General features: G+C 32.1%; 12 protein-coding genes and 1 pseudogene. 9 read left to right on the plus strand and 4 right to left on the minus strand.

Features of this window, described 5'->3' with window-relative positions:
• Positions 1–10 precede the first annotated feature (10 nt).
• Together IPK88_05085 and IPK88_05090 are read left to right on the plus strand one after the other, a co-directional pair.
• Entirely contained in the window at positions 11–2,977 is a 2,967-nt protein-coding gene (locus IPK88_05085) for an amidohydrolase family protein (GenBank protein ID MBK8242780.1), read from the plus strand.
• Positions 2,964–4,313, plus strand: a complete 1,350-nt coding sequence (locus IPK88_05090; protein ID MBK8242781.1) for an amidohydrolase family protein — start codon at positions 2,964–2,966, stop codon at positions 4,311–4,313. Before IPK88_05085 ends, IPK88_05090 begins: the two co-directional genes overlap by 14 nt.
• A gap of 32 nt (positions 4,314–4,345) precedes the next feature.
• On the opposite strand, the gene IPK88_05095 is transcribed toward IPK88_05090, so the two are convergent.
• Complete coding sequence (locus tag IPK88_05095) at positions 4,346–6,937, minus strand: gliding motility-associated C-terminal domain-containing protein (protein MBK8242782.1); 2,592 nt, start codon at positions 6,935–6,937, stop codon at positions 4,346–4,348.
• Between the two features lie 100 nt (positions 6,938–7,037).
• On the opposite strand from IPK88_05095, the gene IPK88_05100 reads away from it, so the two are divergent.
• Positions 7,038–8,486 (plus strand): polysaccharide biosynthesis C-terminal domain-containing protein, encoded by a 1,449-nt coding sequence (locus IPK88_05100; protein ID MBK8242783.1) that lies wholly within the window; start codon positions 7,038–7,040, stop codon positions 8,484–8,486.
• Positions 8,487–8,495: 9 nt separating this feature from the next.
• Here the strand turns inward: IPK88_05100 and IPK88_05105 are convergent, their stop codons facing one another.
• Positions 8,496–9,032, minus strand: a complete 537-nt coding sequence (locus IPK88_05105) for a hypothetical protein (protein MBK8242784.1) — start codon at positions 9,030–9,032, stop codon at positions 8,496–8,498.
• A 191-nt stretch (positions 9,033–9,223) separates the two neighbouring features.
• Between IPK88_05105 and ybeY the strand changes: the two are divergent.
• The 4 genes and pseudogenes from ybeY to IPK88_05125 all read left to right on the plus strand — a co-directional run bounded on the left by ybeY (position 9,224) and on the right by IPK88_05125 (position 10,734).
• Positions 9,224–9,583: pseudogene (ybeY, locus tag IPK88_05110) on the plus strand (rRNA maturation RNase YbeY).
• A 69-nt stretch (positions 9,584–9,652) separates the two neighbouring features.
• Positions 9,653–9,979 (plus strand): MGMT family protein, encoded by a 327-nt coding sequence (locus IPK88_05115; GenBank protein ID MBK8242785.1) that lies wholly within the window; start codon positions 9,653–9,655, stop codon positions 9,977–9,979.
• A gap of 14 nt (positions 9,980–9,993) precedes the next feature.
• A complete protein-coding gene (locus IPK88_05120; GenBank protein MBK8242786.1) occupies positions 9,994–10,425 on the plus strand; it encodes a DUF2147 domain-containing protein in 432 nt (143 codons plus the stop codon).
• Between the two features lie 57 nt (positions 10,426–10,482).
• Positions 10,483–10,734 carry a hypothetical protein gene (locus IPK88_05125; GenBank protein MBK8242787.1) on the plus strand — a complete coding sequence of 84 codons (252 nt, stop codon included), beginning with the start codon at positions 10,483–10,485 and terminating at the stop codon, positions 10,732–10,734.
• Positions 10,735–10,833: 99 nt separating this feature from the next.
• Here IPK88_05125 and IPK88_05130 read toward each other — a convergent pair whose 3' ends face one another.
• A complete protein-coding gene (locus tag IPK88_05130; protein MBK8242788.1) occupies positions 10,834–11,220 on the minus strand; it encodes an ATP-binding protein in 387 nt (128 codons plus the stop codon).
• The gene (locus IPK88_05135; GenBank protein MBK8242789.1) at positions 11,217–14,567 is read right to left on the minus strand and encodes a DUF4175 domain-containing protein; all 3,351 of its coding nucleotides are present in this window, start codon (positions 14,565–14,567) and stop codon (positions 11,217–11,219) included. Before IPK88_05135 ends, IPK88_05130 begins: the two co-directional genes overlap by 4 nt.
• Before the next feature lie 158 nt (positions 14,568–14,725).
• Between IPK88_05135 and IPK88_05140 the strand changes: the two genes are divergently transcribed.
• Positions 14,726–15,268 (plus strand): sigma-70 family RNA polymerase sigma factor, encoded by a 543-nt coding sequence (locus IPK88_05140; protein ID MBK8242790.1) that lies wholly within the window; start codon positions 14,726–14,728, stop codon positions 15,266–15,268.
• The gene (locus IPK88_05145) at positions 15,265–16,599 is read left to right on the plus strand and encodes a hypothetical protein (GenBank protein ID MBK8242791.1); all 1,335 of its coding nucleotides are present in this window, start codon (positions 15,265–15,267) and stop codon (positions 16,597–16,599) included. Before IPK88_05140 ends, IPK88_05145 begins: the two co-directional genes overlap by 4 nt.
• Positions 16,600–16,616: the final 17 nt, after the last annotated feature.

The raw sequence follows: 16,616 nt of genomic DNA on the forward strand, positions 1-16,616 counted from the left end.
AATTAATTTTATGATCCGATATGGCATTCTTTTAATCTATTTTTTGTGTTCGACTTTTCTTTCATTGGCACAAACTACTTTCCCTGTAAATGGTGTCAACCATCCAGATCAAACTAGTTATTTATTTAAAAACGCAACTATACATGTTGATCCACTAACCACTATAGATAATGGGATGATGTTAATCCGCAATGGAAATATAGTAGCTATTGGTTCAAATATAAATATTCCAATTGACGCAATAATCCGAGATTTGAGTGGCGCCCATATTTATCCTTCATTTATAGAAATCCTATCTGATTATGGAATACCTGAACCCAAAAAAATACAAGGTATTCAATCCATGATTAGTAATAAAGAAGGTGCGTTTTCCTGGAACGAAGCACTTCGTCCTGAAATAAATGCATCAGATTTATTCACAGTAAAAAATGATCAAGTAGGTTCATTAAGAGATCTAGGTTTTGGTACAGTGAATACACACTATGCAGACGGAATTTCGCGAGGGGGTTCTACCATTGTTTTATTAGGTGATAAAAATGAACACCAAATGATGTTAAAGCCTTTGGCTTGTCATGTGTTGAGTTTTAACAAAGGCCTTTCCAGTCAGGATTATCCGAGTTCACTAATGGGGAGTATAGCTTTGTTGAGACAAACTTATATGGACGGGAAATATTACCAAAATTCGAATCTATCAAAAGAAATAAATTTATCGCTACAAGCTTGGAATGAAAAAATAAAATTGCCTCAAATATTTATTGCTAATGATAAATATGATGTCTTAAGAGCTGATCGTTTGGCTAAAGAATTTAATCAAACTTATATGATTAAAACGGGTGGTGACGAATATCAGCGTATAGAAGAAATAAAAAAAACCAATGCAAAATTGATCGTACCATTAAATTTTCCGCCATTATATGAAGTGGAGGATCCTTATGATGCTTTACAAATTGATTTGGCTGATTTGAAACATTGGGAACTAGCACCATCCAATCCGCACATATTGGAAGAAAATTCAATACCCTTTGTTTTTACTTCATCTGGTTTAAAGGATAGGAAATTATTTTTGGATCAAATTCGAACTGCAATTTCCAGGGGTCTTAGTCCGGAAAAAGCGCTTTTTGCAATAACACAAGGACCCGCTGAGTTTTTAGAAATATCCAATATTGTAGGAAGTTTAAAACAAGGATTATTAGCCAATTTCATTATTACCAACGGACAACTATTTGATACCAAAACAATAATATTAGAAAACTGGATCAAAGGAAATTCATTCACAATAAATAAACCAAAAGTCGATTACTTTAATTCAGGATATCGGTTTTTCATTTCCAATAAAACATATCAGGTTCTACCAAATTCTAGAAACTCTAAAAATGAATATAAAATATTATCACCTGATTCCAGTTCATGTAGCTTAACACTTAATGTAGATTCCAATTATTTAAGTGGACGATTTATAGATGCCACTTCATTTACTTATTTACTTTCTGCGACAAAATTAAATAACCAATGGTTCGGTAAAACTCAAGATAAAACAGGTAAATGGATTGATTTCAAATTTGAAGTTTCAAATGATAATAATATAAAGAATAGTCTTAAAAAAGATTCAGCTTCAAATTCACAAATTGGTTATATGGGTCAAGTGACTTATCCTTTTATGGCATATGGATGGACCAATAAACCAAAAACTCAAAATTTATTGATAAAAAATGCCACGATTTGGACCTGTGAAATGGAAGGTAAATTATTGAATACCGATCTACTAATAAAAAATGGAAAGATTGAAAAAATAGGAAAAGACCTTTCTGAACCAAATGTTTTAATTATTGATGCACTTGGAAAACACATTACTCCCGGCATCATTGATGAACATTCGCATATCGCAATTTCAAAAGGGGTCAATGAATGTACACAATCAAATACAGCAGAGGTTCGCATTGGTGATGTAATTAATCCTGACGACATTAATATCTATAGGCAATTAGGTGGAGGGGTAACCACTTCTCAGTTACTACACGGTTCTTGTAATCCTATAGGTGGGCAATCTGCAATTATCAAATTACGTTGGGGATCTTCAGCAGAAGACATGAAATTTCAAGGTGCAGATGGATTTATAAAATTTGCTCTTGGGGAAAACGTAAAAAGATCTTCCGGAAATAATAATGTCAGGTACCCCGATTCACGAATGGGTGTAGAACAAATATATGTTGATGCATTCACTCGTGCTAAAAGATATAATGATCTTCGCAATACAAAATCCGAAAATCCAATAAGACAAGATTTAGAATTAGATGCGCTCGCAGAAATCCTTAATAAAAAAAGGTTTATTACCTGCCATTCTTATGTACAATCGGAAATTAATATGTTAATGCATGTTGCGTCTGATTTTGGGTTTAAAATAAATACGTTTACCCACATACTCGAAGGTTATAAATTGGCAGATAAAATGAAAAATCATGGCGTTGGTGCTTCTTCATTTTCAGATTGGTGGGCATATAAATTCGAAGTTTATGAAGCAATCCCATACAATGGTGCAATTTTACACGATCAAGGTGTGGTAACTGCTTATAATTCTGATGATGCTGAAATGGCAAGAAGACTAAACCAGGAAGCAGCAAAAGCAATAAAATATGGAAATGTAAGTGAAGAAGAAGCACTCAAATTCGTCACTCTAAATCCTGCAAAATTATTACATATAGACAATCGAGTTGGAAGTATTAAGATAGGCAAGGATGCTGACTTTGTCATTTGGAATAACCATCCACTATCAATGTATGCCAGCCCTGAGATGACTTTCATAGACGGAATTAAATATTATGATAAATCACAGCAAGAACAATTGGAATCAGCAAATAACCAAGAAAGAACCCGCATTATTCAAAAAATGATCCAAAAAAAATCTGAAGGCCAGGCATCCATATCTTTTGCCTCACCACCGAAAAAATTATATCATTGTGATGATCATGAAGCAGAATAAAATTCATTTAACCGGTAAAAAATTAAACATGTCACTCATTAAAATTAATAGACTTTGGGTTCATTTAATGATCTTTAATTTCATTTTTATTTCATTTATAAATGCCCAAATTCCAGCTTTAGACCAACAAAAAGATATTGTTTTAAAGGGTGGAAGAATTCATGTTGGAAATGGGCAAATTATTGAATCAGGAATTATTGTTTTATCAAAATCAAAAATTAAATATGTCGGAACCGATTACAAAGTTTTAAATCAAAACGAAATAGAAATTGACATATCCAATAAAGAAGTGTATCCTGGATTTATTGCGCCTAATTCCACAGTAGGACTTGCAGAAATCGAATTGGTAAAAGCAACCATGGACCAACAAGAATTAGGTGCGATGAACCCTAATATCAGATCTATTATAGCTTATAATACGGATTCGAAAATAATCCCTACGTTGAGATCCAATGGTGTATTATTAAGTCAAATAAGTCCTGTAGGCGGTGTGATCTCTGGCCAAACTGCAATTGTCGAAATGGATGCTTGGAATTGGGAGGACGCTGCTTACAAATCTGATGAAGGTATAAGTTTAAATTGGCCTAATTCAAATTTCAACCAAGGTTGGTGGGGTGAACCGCAAAAGACATCGAAGAATGATCAATATGAAAAAGAAATTCTTGCTCTTAAAAATTATTTTGATCAAGCAAAATCTTATGCAACTATTGTGAATCAAAGTGAAAAAAATTTAGCATTTGAATCTATGAGAGGTTTATGGAATGGAACAAAAAAATTATATATCCATGTTGATTTTGCAAAAACAATTATTCATAGTATTCAGTTTGCTGAAAAATATGGTATTAAGCCTGTAATTGTAGGAGGTGCTGATTCATGGCGTATTACAGATTTTTTGAAAACTCATAATATTTCTATTATTTTAAATCAAGCCCATAGTCTTCCTATAAGAGAAGATGAATCTATTTCGCAATCTTACAAGACACCCTATTTACTTTCAGAAGCGGGCATATTGTTTTGTTTAAGTATGGACGGTTTTTGGCAACAAAGAAATCTCGCTTTTCAAGCAGGACAGGCTATCGCATTTGGTTTATCTAAGGAAGCTGCATTATCAAGTATTACTTATAATACAGCCAAAATCTTAGGCATAGACCAATCTGTTGGAACTTTAGAAATAGGCAAGGACGCTACTCTATTTATAAGCGAAGGCGATGCGCTTGACATTAAAACCCAAAATATTATCAAGGCTTATATCCGGGGAAAAGAAATAGATCTAGATAATGTACATAAGCAATTATATAAAAAGTACAATTCAAAATATCATCCTGAATTAAGGTAATTAGTTCAATCTTATTTTTAAATTTTATATTTCTATCGAATTAAGGTAACAGATCCTTTTTTCGAAATATTTCTTAAGACAGCATTCGCATCATCCCCAAACTTAAGATCATAATTTAAATAATAAATATAAGATTCCATAGGTGCAGGTGCATCCTTATATCTTCCATTCCATCCTGGTAAACTAAGATCATTTGATTCATATACTTTTAGACCCCACCGATTATACACGTTAAATGATATCCGAATTAATTCAGCAGGGCAATCTTTTGGTTTAATGGGCCGAAAGACTTTATTAAGTTCCTCATTATTTTCTGGTGTAAAAATATTGGGTACAAGGACGCAATCTTCACAATTAAAAATGATAACATTATAACTAAAAATAGAATCACATCCACTTGGAGATGGTATCTTTATTAAACTGGATCTACCAGGCTTATCAATTTTTACGCCATGCCTAAATATTGGTTGATTACAAAACAGTGTATCTGGCTTATTTAATTGGACAAACGGGATAATGACTTTAAGATTTATAGTTACTATTTCATCACAAGAATTAGATCGAATGGTGTCTACAAATATTCCTTCTTTACGATATTCTTTCCCATTTAATAAATAGGAATCACCACTACAAATACTTGGATTTTCAACCCTCTTTGAAAAAGCAGCAACTTGAATGGTTCCAATGATCGAATCACAACCATCCCTATTTTTTATGTTAATAACATAATTACCTTTTGTGGAATAGTTTAAGCCAAATTGTGATTTTGAGGAACCACAAGTTATGGTATCATTAAGCGTACCTAAATTTGTTAATGAATTTGAACTTAAAGTTAGAATAATAATGGAATCACATGAATTATTGAGCTTAATGGTGTCTGAATAAATTCCAGCACTGAATAATTCTCTACCATTAAAAGTAAATGGTTTTCCAGCACACAGTGTTGCTGAAATTCTTCCAATCTGATAGGGTGAAATCACAATAATATGCTCATAGGGTACACTGATGCAACCATATTGCATAATCTTTGTGATTTTGTAGGTTCCAGGATTCGCAAAAATATAATCCACATCACCTTTTTTCTCGAATACGTCATTTCCTATACTCCAAATATGCTTTGCTAAACTATCACCAGTTGAAAAATCCTTAAAATGAACTGTTGTATTAGGGCAAGCTTGCTTTGGTCCATCTATCAATGGATTTAAATTTATGGTCGATGCGCACTCTGTTCGGAATAAAATGGAAGTATCCTTATAATTAGTATAGGCTAAAGTTTTTTGACCTGTATTGGTTTGATAAGTAAAGTCAGCTATGGTCCAATTAGGTTGATATCGGGATAATTCAAAAGTTACATCAATATCATGACACCCGGATAAAAATTGATCATCTGTCTTAATAATGAGACCTTGAAATGCTACATTTGAAGCATATGCTGTACTAAATCCGGATATAATGACTCCCCCAATTGCAGATCTGCGTACTCTGGTATATTGGGATCCTTTCATATTATAAATGAAAGCATTCTTAATACTTCCGTCTTGGTTGATAATATATAATGCATTCTTATTTGGTGAATTAGGACCACTCGCACCATGCGCTGTAAACGCAAAAGTACTTACTCCGATAGCATATGATCCATCAGCCAAAACCGCAAGACCCTCTCCAATAGATCCCGCATCACTACCTACACTGACTTCATAAATGTTAGTAAAATAAGTATTAAGCGCTGAATCCGTTTTTATCAAAAAAACATCATATTCGGAGCTTTGATGATTTTCCTCAAGGAGGGTAGTAAATCCGGTAATCAAATAATTGTCTTCAGAATCTACGACCAGATCAAATGCATTGGTTCTCTGATTATGGTATCCATAAGTTTTAAAATAAAGGGGTACACCCAATGGACTGGCTTTTAAAATAAATGCCTGAAATGTGCTATCCGCTATACAACGTCCTGTTATAATGAGGTTATCCTCTGAATCTGTTTTAACTGCATAGGCTTCATCATACGTCCCACTTGGATTTCCATAAGTCTTAGTCCACAAAATATTTCCATTGCGGTCTAATTTAAACATATACAAATCATCTGCAATACGGTCTGATCCATAACTGCCCGTACTTCCGACTACCACAAAACCACTATCTCTGGTCATTACAATATCACGTCCAAATTCAAGATTATTTCCAATACGTCGCATCCATTTTACTTTTCCTGTGGCAGAAATCCGACCACATAAGATAGATGCTTGGAAAAAACCAGTTCCAAGGCTAAATGTAAAAACTACATCTCCGCTATCAGCTTCTACGATACCCATATTAGTATTCGTAGGTGATCCAGAGGGGCCCAAACCTTTTGACCAAATTGGGTTGCCTAAACAATCATATTTAGTTATAATTCCCTCAGATCGATTAAAAGTGTCGGTCAAGAAACCCAAAGTAACAAATCCACCATCTGAAAATGACTCCACATCATAAAAGTTGGTGTAAGAATTTTTTATGCCCGGTGTAAATGCCTTACTATAATATAATTTTTGGAATTGAATATTTTGTGCAAAAGTCTGAATACTAAAACAGAACATAATACAAAAAATAGTAGAGTGTATTATTTCTTTGATAATGAGTCGCATAATTTAAAATTAGTTAGCAAAATACTTGTTTTTATAGTTTACAAACAGAAAATTCATATTTTTTTAATATATTTTTGCACAATTAATCAAATCTAATAATTTGAGAAAAGCTTTTCTCACAAATATTCTGTTACTTATTTTTATTAATGCGCTAATAAAACCACTGTATTTATTAGGTATTGATCGTAATATTCAATTAATAACAGGGACTAGTCAATATGGCATGTTCATCAATATTCTTAATTTTACAATCATACTTCAGTTCATCAGTGATTTCGGTTTACAAAACTATACTGCACGATTTGCCAGCCAACAAAAAAATATCATTACTAGTGGAATAAAAAATTTATTTGGATTCAAAATCCTACTTTCCATTATTTATTTTTTTGTTATCATAATATGTTCTAGAATTTGGTATGGTGATCAAATCAATTTCTGGTTTGTAATCCATGTAGCCATCAATCAATTATTAATTAGCGCTATGCTGTTTATTCGTTCTAATATAGCAGGACTTGGATTATATAAAACGGATAGCTTACTTTCTGCATTAGATCGGGTAATTCTTATTATAGTCTGTGGATTATTTATAGTTACACCAATACTTAGACCCTATATTACCATTGAACTTTTTGTTTGGTTTCAATCTATTTCCATTGGGTTATGTATCATCATTGGGTTAATCATCTTGGCTTCAAAGCAATATCAATTCGATTTACAATTTTTATCAATTAAAGATATCAAGCAAATTACTTATATTTGTTTACCGTTCGCCTTAATTTACTTGACCAGTTCTATATTTTATAAAGGCGATACGTTACTACTTGAAAGAATACTTCCGGATGGAAAAAACGAAGTGGGAATTTATGCTGCTTCCATGCGCCTTTATGAAGCAGCTAGTATGTTTTCACTAGCATTTGGAACTTTACTTTTAGCTATGTTTGCCCGATTACATAGTGATGTCAATAAATTAAAATTATTGTTCAAAACTTCAATGCATCTGTTATTATTTATCACCATTTGCATTTCCTTTACAGGATATTTTTATTCTAAACAAATTATTTCTTTATTTTATCATACTTACGATGAATATTGGTCTCTAATTTTAACATTCATGATGTTAGCTTTTATTCCCGGCAGTCTTAATTACATACTAAGTGCATATTTTCAAGCAACACATAAAGAAAAACTACTTTTGTATATTTATATTTTTATCGCAATCATATCCATACTTTTAAATATATTTTTTATTCCATCTTTTAAAGCTCTAGGGTCTTCATGGACTTATCTATTAAGCCAAGCTATATTGATGTTCGTACAATTATGGTTTATTCATAAAACATTTAAATTCAATGTAAAACTATACACCAAACCCATCGCATTTTTTGGCATTTCACTTGTTGGATTTTATTTAATACATGAATATATCTCTATAAATTATATTATACAGATTGCTTTAAGCAATGTATTTATTTTAGTTATTGCCTTCTATTCTAAAATATTTTCAATTCAAGAACTAAAACAAATCTGGTTAGAAAAACACAATTCTTAAAAATTGTTTCTATTGAATAACTCTACCCTTAACTTCAGAAGATTTTCTTTCTAATTGGTTAGCTCTTTTAAGATTCACCAACAATCCGGCGAAAGCTGATCCTGAATAAGTTTCGTAGACTTGATTGTCATAGGTCACTTGCCCAGAATTTCGATCCCATTCTTTACCTAACAACACATATCGGGAACTCATTTTAGGGTTTGGACCAAAAATTAAATATTTTGGATCTGTACCTGAATCAAAACTGATGGCAAATCGATCTGCTTTAGGCATGAAAATTAAAACACCTGGAATACCTTTTTTAAAAATGACCTCTTCAATTTTTTCTCCATTGACCATCTTAATTTTTCCATTCTTAATAGTAGTTTCTCCGGATGCTACTTTCCTATACAGCACAATATCATCAGAAAGATAAAATTGTATTTTCTGTAATTCCTCCAGGGACCATTTCTGATCATCATACAATTTTTGACTAAAAGGAGTAAGGGTTGGACTGCAGGCTATAAGTCCCAAAAAAATAAAACTTAAAAAAATCAATTTATTCATAAAGTACAATTTTAATAATTTCACGAAAGTATTACAAACTTAAAGATAGACTAGACATTTAATCAATTGTTAACCTAAATGAACTCAAATTAATAAAGTTTTAACATTTTACCCTGATTTCCACCTATTTGAAGTATTTGACCTCTTGAATTACTTTTATTTATATTTGTATCCAGTTATTCATTGTACTTATGTCAGAAACAAACCAAATCAACTTCCATTTTCTTTATCCGACCTTTGAACTCAATCAACGCAAAATCAAACTTTGGATTGGTAAAACAATACTTGAAAATAAGCATAAAACAGGTTCAATAAACCTCATTTTCTGTAATGATGATTACTTGTTAGATCTTAATAAAAAATATTTGGCTCATGATTATTATACGGATATTATCACCTTTCCGTATCATGACAATCCGATTGAAGGTGATCTGTATATAAGTATTGATCGGGTAAAAGAAAATGCTAGCCAACTCAAGATAGACTATGAACTTGAGTTACTAAGAGTGATTATTCATGGGATCTTTCATTTATTAGGATTTCAGGATAAAGACGAAATTCAGTCGTCTAAAATGAGGCATCTGGAAGATGTTGCTTTAAAAAAATATCACCAGGATTTTATGAATGAAGTTCATTACTATGATCAGGTTTATGATGTAGTCAGACTTATTCCAGTTGGAAGAGTTAGTTCTTATGGCGCCATCTCCAATTTCTTAAGTCTGGGATCTGCACGTATGGTAGGATGGGCACTGAATCAATTAAAAGGTACAGAAACAGATATTCCTTCTTTTCGTGTTGTAAACGCCAAAGGAGAACTAACGGGCCGGTTATCCTTTACCAATGGCCGTGATATGGAACAATTATTAAAACAAGAAGGAACTGTTGTAGTCGATAATAAAGTAGTTGATTTTGAAACTAAACATTGGAACCCATCTTTTGAACTGTAGTCAAAATTTTCAATATGAAATATTTAATCATAAAGTTATTGATCTGTATTTGTGTTTCTTTTGTTCAGGCTCAACAAGAATCGCAATTTCTTGGCAAATGGAAAACCATAGATGATGAAACCAAACAAGCCAAATCTATTATCGAAATTTATAAAAAAGACCAAGCTTTATTTGCTAAAGTAATTGAATTATTACCGGCAGCTACTATTAAAACCTGCAATCGTTGCCCTGGTGAAAAAAATGGAAAGTCCCTGATAGGGATGGATATAATGTGGAACATGACACCGGATAATAACGATTATTCAAATGGACAAATTATGGATCCTAAATCAGGTAAAATATATTCTTGCACCATTGCTTTGGAAGGTACTGAAAAGCTATTAGTCCGAGGATATATTGGTATTTCGTTATTTGGTAGGACTCAAACCTGGGAACGTGTTAAATAAAGTTCATCGATTATCTTAATTCGATGATCTGTTTATACAATATTTTGACTTCATATTGTGTTATATAGAAAAACCACATCATCGCCTATGGTCGATACATTTACACTTAATCAATTGATTCGTTATACCTACCAAGAATGCAGTCCAGACGAAAGATTGCTAATTGAGGAAATAGCATCAGAAGATTGGTCACTTAGAGAAGAAATTGAAATACTTAAAGCCGCAAAACGCTTTATTCCACAAGTTCTTTTCTCAGCTAAACCATCTAGTCTAGAACGTATAATGAATTACAGTCAAAAACAGGTTTAAGATATTAACCAAGATTTTTGCAGATGCCTTTAAAACTCAGTTTTGAAGGCATTTTTATTAAACCAAATTTAATTTTGTAACTTTAAATATTCAATCTAGTTATATCTCAAATTGAATCTCCACGGTCCTTCCCTGATCTGAAAAAATGACCCTATGAGACAATTGATGCATTAGAAATACCCCTCTGCCACCACAGCATTCAATATTTTCTGGTAGGGTTGGGTCAGGGATAGTTGACGGATCAAATCCTGAGCCTTCATCGGATATTCGAAATGCAATACATTTTGGTCGGCGCTCCGTCTTTAAATGGACGAATTTATTGCAATCTTTCTGATTGCCGTGAATAATAGCATTATTAACAGCTTCGGTAATGGTCACCAAAACATTTGGGTAAAGCTTTTTATCAATGTGATATTCTGCAAAAACCCAATTCAAATATTCCTCAATTTTGAGGATATTATTAGGTATAGATGCTATTCGAATCATCCTTGCTTTTTTATTCGCAATAAATAATCCTCGACCAATTTTTTGTAAAACGGTCTCAAATCTGGCGATACGTGCTGGAACCATTCTGTTTCTGCTTGCCTTTGTTTTAGATATTCCTCTAGGCTAACTGGAATCTTACGTTCAATTTTCGTACCAGTTTCGGATTTTCGCTCTTCTTTATATTCTCTTTCCCTTTCTGCTCGTTCTGCTTCTAATAACCTAGTTGTGATTTCCTGTTGGCGATTGAGTGTTTCATTAGTGAGTTGCTTGTTAACCAATTCACGTTCAGTTTTATTCATATTTTCAATGGCCTCTTGCATTTCCTTAGATCCATTACCTTGTTCTTTCTTCTCTTGTTCCAAATCTTCCAACATTTTACGAAGTTGAGCTTGTTTGGCAGCCATCTCAGCAAATTCCTTGCTCATTTTACCTTCACCCTTCTTCATTTTGTCTTGCATTTGCTTAAGGCCATCCCCCATTTTTTGTTGGCCTTCAGCTATTTTGTCAATAGGGACCTTGCCTTTTTTACCCGCTTTTGGAGACTTCCCGCCTGGCTTTTTGCATGAACCACTACCAGGTTTTTTACAAGAAGAATTTTTCTCCTTTTGTTTATTATTTAATGTTTCTGATAGCATGACAGCTAAATCGTTAACATTTTTCATAATTCTACCTTGATATAAAGAGGCTTGTCCCGTATACCTTGATTCCAGTTGTTCTATGCCTTTAGTGAAATTCTCATTAATTTCAGTTACTTTTTCACCAACAAATGACTCAATTTCCACGACTCTTTTACTTAATGCCTCTAAGGTATCTTGTATAAGCCTGAAATTGTCTTTGATCCTGAATTCATCCTGGACCAAAGCCACATATTTAGGTTCATTCACATCGGTCTGTCCAAAAGACTTTATGAGTGTCTCTTGTTCAAAAGATAAATTAACTAGATTCTCCAAAAGTTGTCTTAAAACTTTAATGTCTTCTTCTTGCTTTTCTTGTTCATCTTTATCCAGTTGTTCTTCCATTTGATCAGCCATCTCATTCATCTTATCCTCTGCCTTTTCTTGCTCTTTAGCAGCTGCATCGTTTTCCTTCTTATCCAGATTTTCTTTGGACTTTTCTAAACTCTTTTTAACATCCTCAGCATTCTTTTTTTGGTCACTGAGTTTTTTTGGTTTATCGAGACTTTCATTTTTCTTTTGGATGTCATCCTGTTTCTTTTTTAATTCATCGAACTTCTTAATAATATCTTCTTGTTCTTTTTTTAATTTATCTTGATTTTCAGATTTTTTTTCTGTCTTTTCTTTTAACGCTTCTTGTTCTTTTGATAATTCTCTCAATTTATCAATCTGATCTTTTACATTTTTCTCAACTTCAAGTTGTTTAAACAATTCCAATAAACGATCCATATCTTTTTTCATGTCCTCGTTTTTATTCTGAAATTGTTCCGTCATTTGGATTGCTTGCTCCTTATTCAATTCTTGCATTAAATTTTGAATATCCTGCATGAGTTTTTTCATCTCTTCACTCATTGTTTCATTGAATAATTTTTGAAGTTGTTTTTGCTTATCAATCAAACTTTCATCAGGATTACTGTGCTGTTCTTGTTTTTTAAGATTTTCATCAAATTTTTTCTTGGCTTCATCAAATTTTTTCTGCAAATCTTCTTGTTGCTTCAACATCTTATCCAGATCTTTTTTATTTTGCCATTCAAGATCTTTTTTACTTCTTAATTTATCTTTGAATTCATTTAATTTGTCTTGCAATTTTTTTGCATCTTCAATAGAAGCTTCCAAATCTTTTTTAATATCATCATTATTTGTTTCTTCTATTTTAGCCAATTCTTCATTCGTGGCCACATGGTGTTCATATATGGTACTGCGAGTAGCCTTACTACCATGTATACCGTCATTATCCCATACTTCAAAATAATAGCTCAAATGATCGCCTGGTTTTAATCCTAGCGTTTGAATATCTAAAATATATCTAAAAGTAGAGGACTTACCGGTTTGGATATTTACTTTTTCAGATTGAACTGCTTCTTGTTTTCCACTTGCTGTTTTAATTTGATAATTGAATTTAAGATCACGTAATCCATAATCATCTGATGCTTCACCTCCAAAATAAAGGATATTAGCATTAGAACTATCTTCAAAAGATTCTACATTAATTTGGGCATATTGGTCTGGGATGACATTTATATGATATTGTACAGTATCAAATTGGGGTAAATTATGGTTTTTAAGATATAACGTATAAGCGATGTCTGACAGGATTCGATTTGAAAACTGAAATTCGCCTTCACCTCTATTTGAAATATTTGTTTTATTGATTTGATCAGAAAATCTAAAATAACTTTCATCGGTATTTTCAGTATTTAATTGCCAATTGACTTTTGTACCCACAGGAATAATCAAATCACCTGTATTTATTAATTTTTCATTCTTCTTGGATATATAGGAAGGATATTCCAAACTGACTTCAAATCTGGTCATAACAGGTTTAAGTAGAACTTTTAATTGTTGTTCTGTGGTTGTTATCGATCCTGAATACAGTCTGAAGGTTTGATCTTTCTGAACATTGTTAAAAACATATGAAAAATGATCCGGAGCGTCTTGTTTAAGTCTATACTGAAAATGATCAATTTCAATAAAAGCCTCTGAAGGTAATGCAGTTCCTTGTATTGCAATATCCAATTTAAAGTCATTAAACTGCTCCACCACCAATTCTTTAGATTCAATATTGAATGTAAACGGGGCAGCCTTCTCAAAATCTTTATTATTCTGAATCAACCTTTGTGTTGGATCTTTAATAAGACTTGGGGCTATGAATAAGATTCCCATAAGGAGCGAAAGCGGAATTAGGGCATATCGAAGCTGACGTCTGTTTTTATTAAAATCAATAGCAGCAATAAAGGGAACTGGTTTCAATTCTGCTGCTTTCTGATTGATGCTCGCCTCTACCAAACTGCGATCAGAATAGCTAACTAATTGATTTTTAAGCTGAAGTACATTTAATAATTTATCTTTTACATCACTAAAATGCGTTCCAATAATTTTAGCTGCTTCCTCATGTGATATTAATTTGCCAAGTCTAAAATAATGCAACAAAGGGGTAAAAATGAATTTCCATAAACTCCAACCCGAAATTCCTATAAACGCAAAAACAAAACCTTTGCGGATGGACTTGCTAAAATAGAACTGGCTTTCTAATAAATTAAATAAAATAAACAAAGCAGTTGAAATACCTACAAAGTAAATGGTACCTCGTATTAGCTTATTGATATAATATTTACGGGTAAATTGATCCAACTTTTGGATCATTTGGTCATAAAAGTTCTGATTCCACTCCATAAGCTAAGATATATAGGGTAACGTTTAAACGGTAAAAATAATTTCAAAAATCTACACTTGAGCCTAAATTTTCACTTGGTACGGAGATAAACAATTAACAGGGCACTATGTTTTGAATTTAACGCAACTAAAATTTTATCTAAATCGTATATATACTTGTGACTCAGGAAGAGTTAGCCATACATTTAGCAGGCTGTCAGAAACATAGCCGAATCAGTCAAAAAGTACTCTATTTGGGTTACTATGACTTTGCTTTGTCTATTTGTAGGCGCTATATAAGCTCGAATGAGATTATTGAAGAAGTTATTAATGATGCATTTTATAAAGTATTTACAAAGATTGAACAATACAATGAATCATGGTCCTTTAAAACTTGGTTTCATAGAATCGTGATCAATACAGCTATAGATAGAATAAGACTTGAAAAAAAATTACCTCAATTTCAAAATTTAGATGCAACGAATGAATCTGTGGTATGGGTTGAAGAAGAATATTTGGAAAATTTAACTCAATCGAAATTACTTCATATGCTAGATCAACTTTCACCTGCCTATAAAACAGTCTTCACTCTATTTGTATTGGATGAATTGAGTCATGAAGAAATAAGTAAAATGTTAAATATATCAATTGGAACTTCAAAATCAAATCTATTCAGGGCTCGTAAAGTCATGCGAGTACTTATGGAAAGTGAACAATTATGAATAAGAGCGATCAATACTTGAGAAAACTATTACAATCAACCGACGAAAGTAATATCAATAGAACAACCCAATGGGAAAAATTAGAGTCCCGATTGGATAGCTATTATCAAAAGACTGGTAATAAAAATATACTGACATCTAAAGGATTTCTGTTAAGTACTATTCTTGTCTTACTTGTTTCAAACTTTTATGTGTTAGATCTATTCCACAAATTAAAAAATTCAAATAACTTAGTAAAACTAGAACTCAATGCATTAGAACACAAAATAAATAATTTAGAGCGCATTTCAGAGGCGGAGTATCCGTTAGAAACAAACATCCAAAATACTTCTAATGCAAAGAATAACCTAGCAATTAATTCCGTAAAATCAAATTCTACTTTAGAACATAAGAGTAATCTTCTACATACCATTAACACTAATCAAAATAAAGAACGAATAAGTATCGAAAGAAAAAATAATAATTCAGGTCAGCCAACTACAAATCATTCAAAAAAGTTTTTTAATACACTAAACCAATCTAATCACAGTAGTAATAAGGATTATACAATAAATTCTCTTAAACCTTTGTCAAATGAGCTAAATGAATTTGGACCCTTGCAAAACGATCTTCCAATCATTGAATCCTTAAACATAGATTTTATACCTACTGCGTCTGCAATTATAAAATGGAATAGTATGGCAATCCTACCTAATACAATAATTCCCAGAGTAGTTCGTCCACTAATAAGAAAAAATAATTATCCAGATTTATATGCTTCAATAGGTGGTTCAATAATAAAAAAAATGAATCAACCCTATTCATCCAAGTTGGCATTTGGTAAAAATATTTCTTTTGAATCCCATTTATACCGAAAATTTGGTATGAATATAAGAGCAGAATGGGTTCATGAAAACTATAATTTTGACATGAAACCAATTCAAATGGATCATCACTTTCCTAAAGATCCACCCATTAAAAAAGACCAGGAAGTTCGTCAAATTCATGGTGTTACAAAAGATGTTTATTGGAATTTAGGTATAAATTACGAAATATTCAATCAAAAGAAAAATATACTTTCATTGCAATTAGGTCATTCTTGGATTAATAGTACTCGGCAACCCATCTACTATGAAATTTATGATTTCAAATCCCATGAGCGTTTCAATACCTTTGCTTTTACAGAACGTCAACGAATTAATTCATTCTGGAATGTTGGAATTCACATTCAAAGAAAAATAAATAAATTTAAAATCGATTTCGGTGCAGAATACAATAAAGACTTTAATGCATCCAATAATTTTATAAACCAATGGAGATATGCACTTTCATTGCAATACAAAATATTATAATTTACCAATTAATTAAA

This window comes from Candidatus Defluviibacterium haderslevense, from assembly GCA_016712225.1.
GTDB lineage: Bacteria > Bacteroidota > Bacteroidia > Chitinophagales > Saprospiraceae > Vicinibacter > Vicinibacter haderslevensis.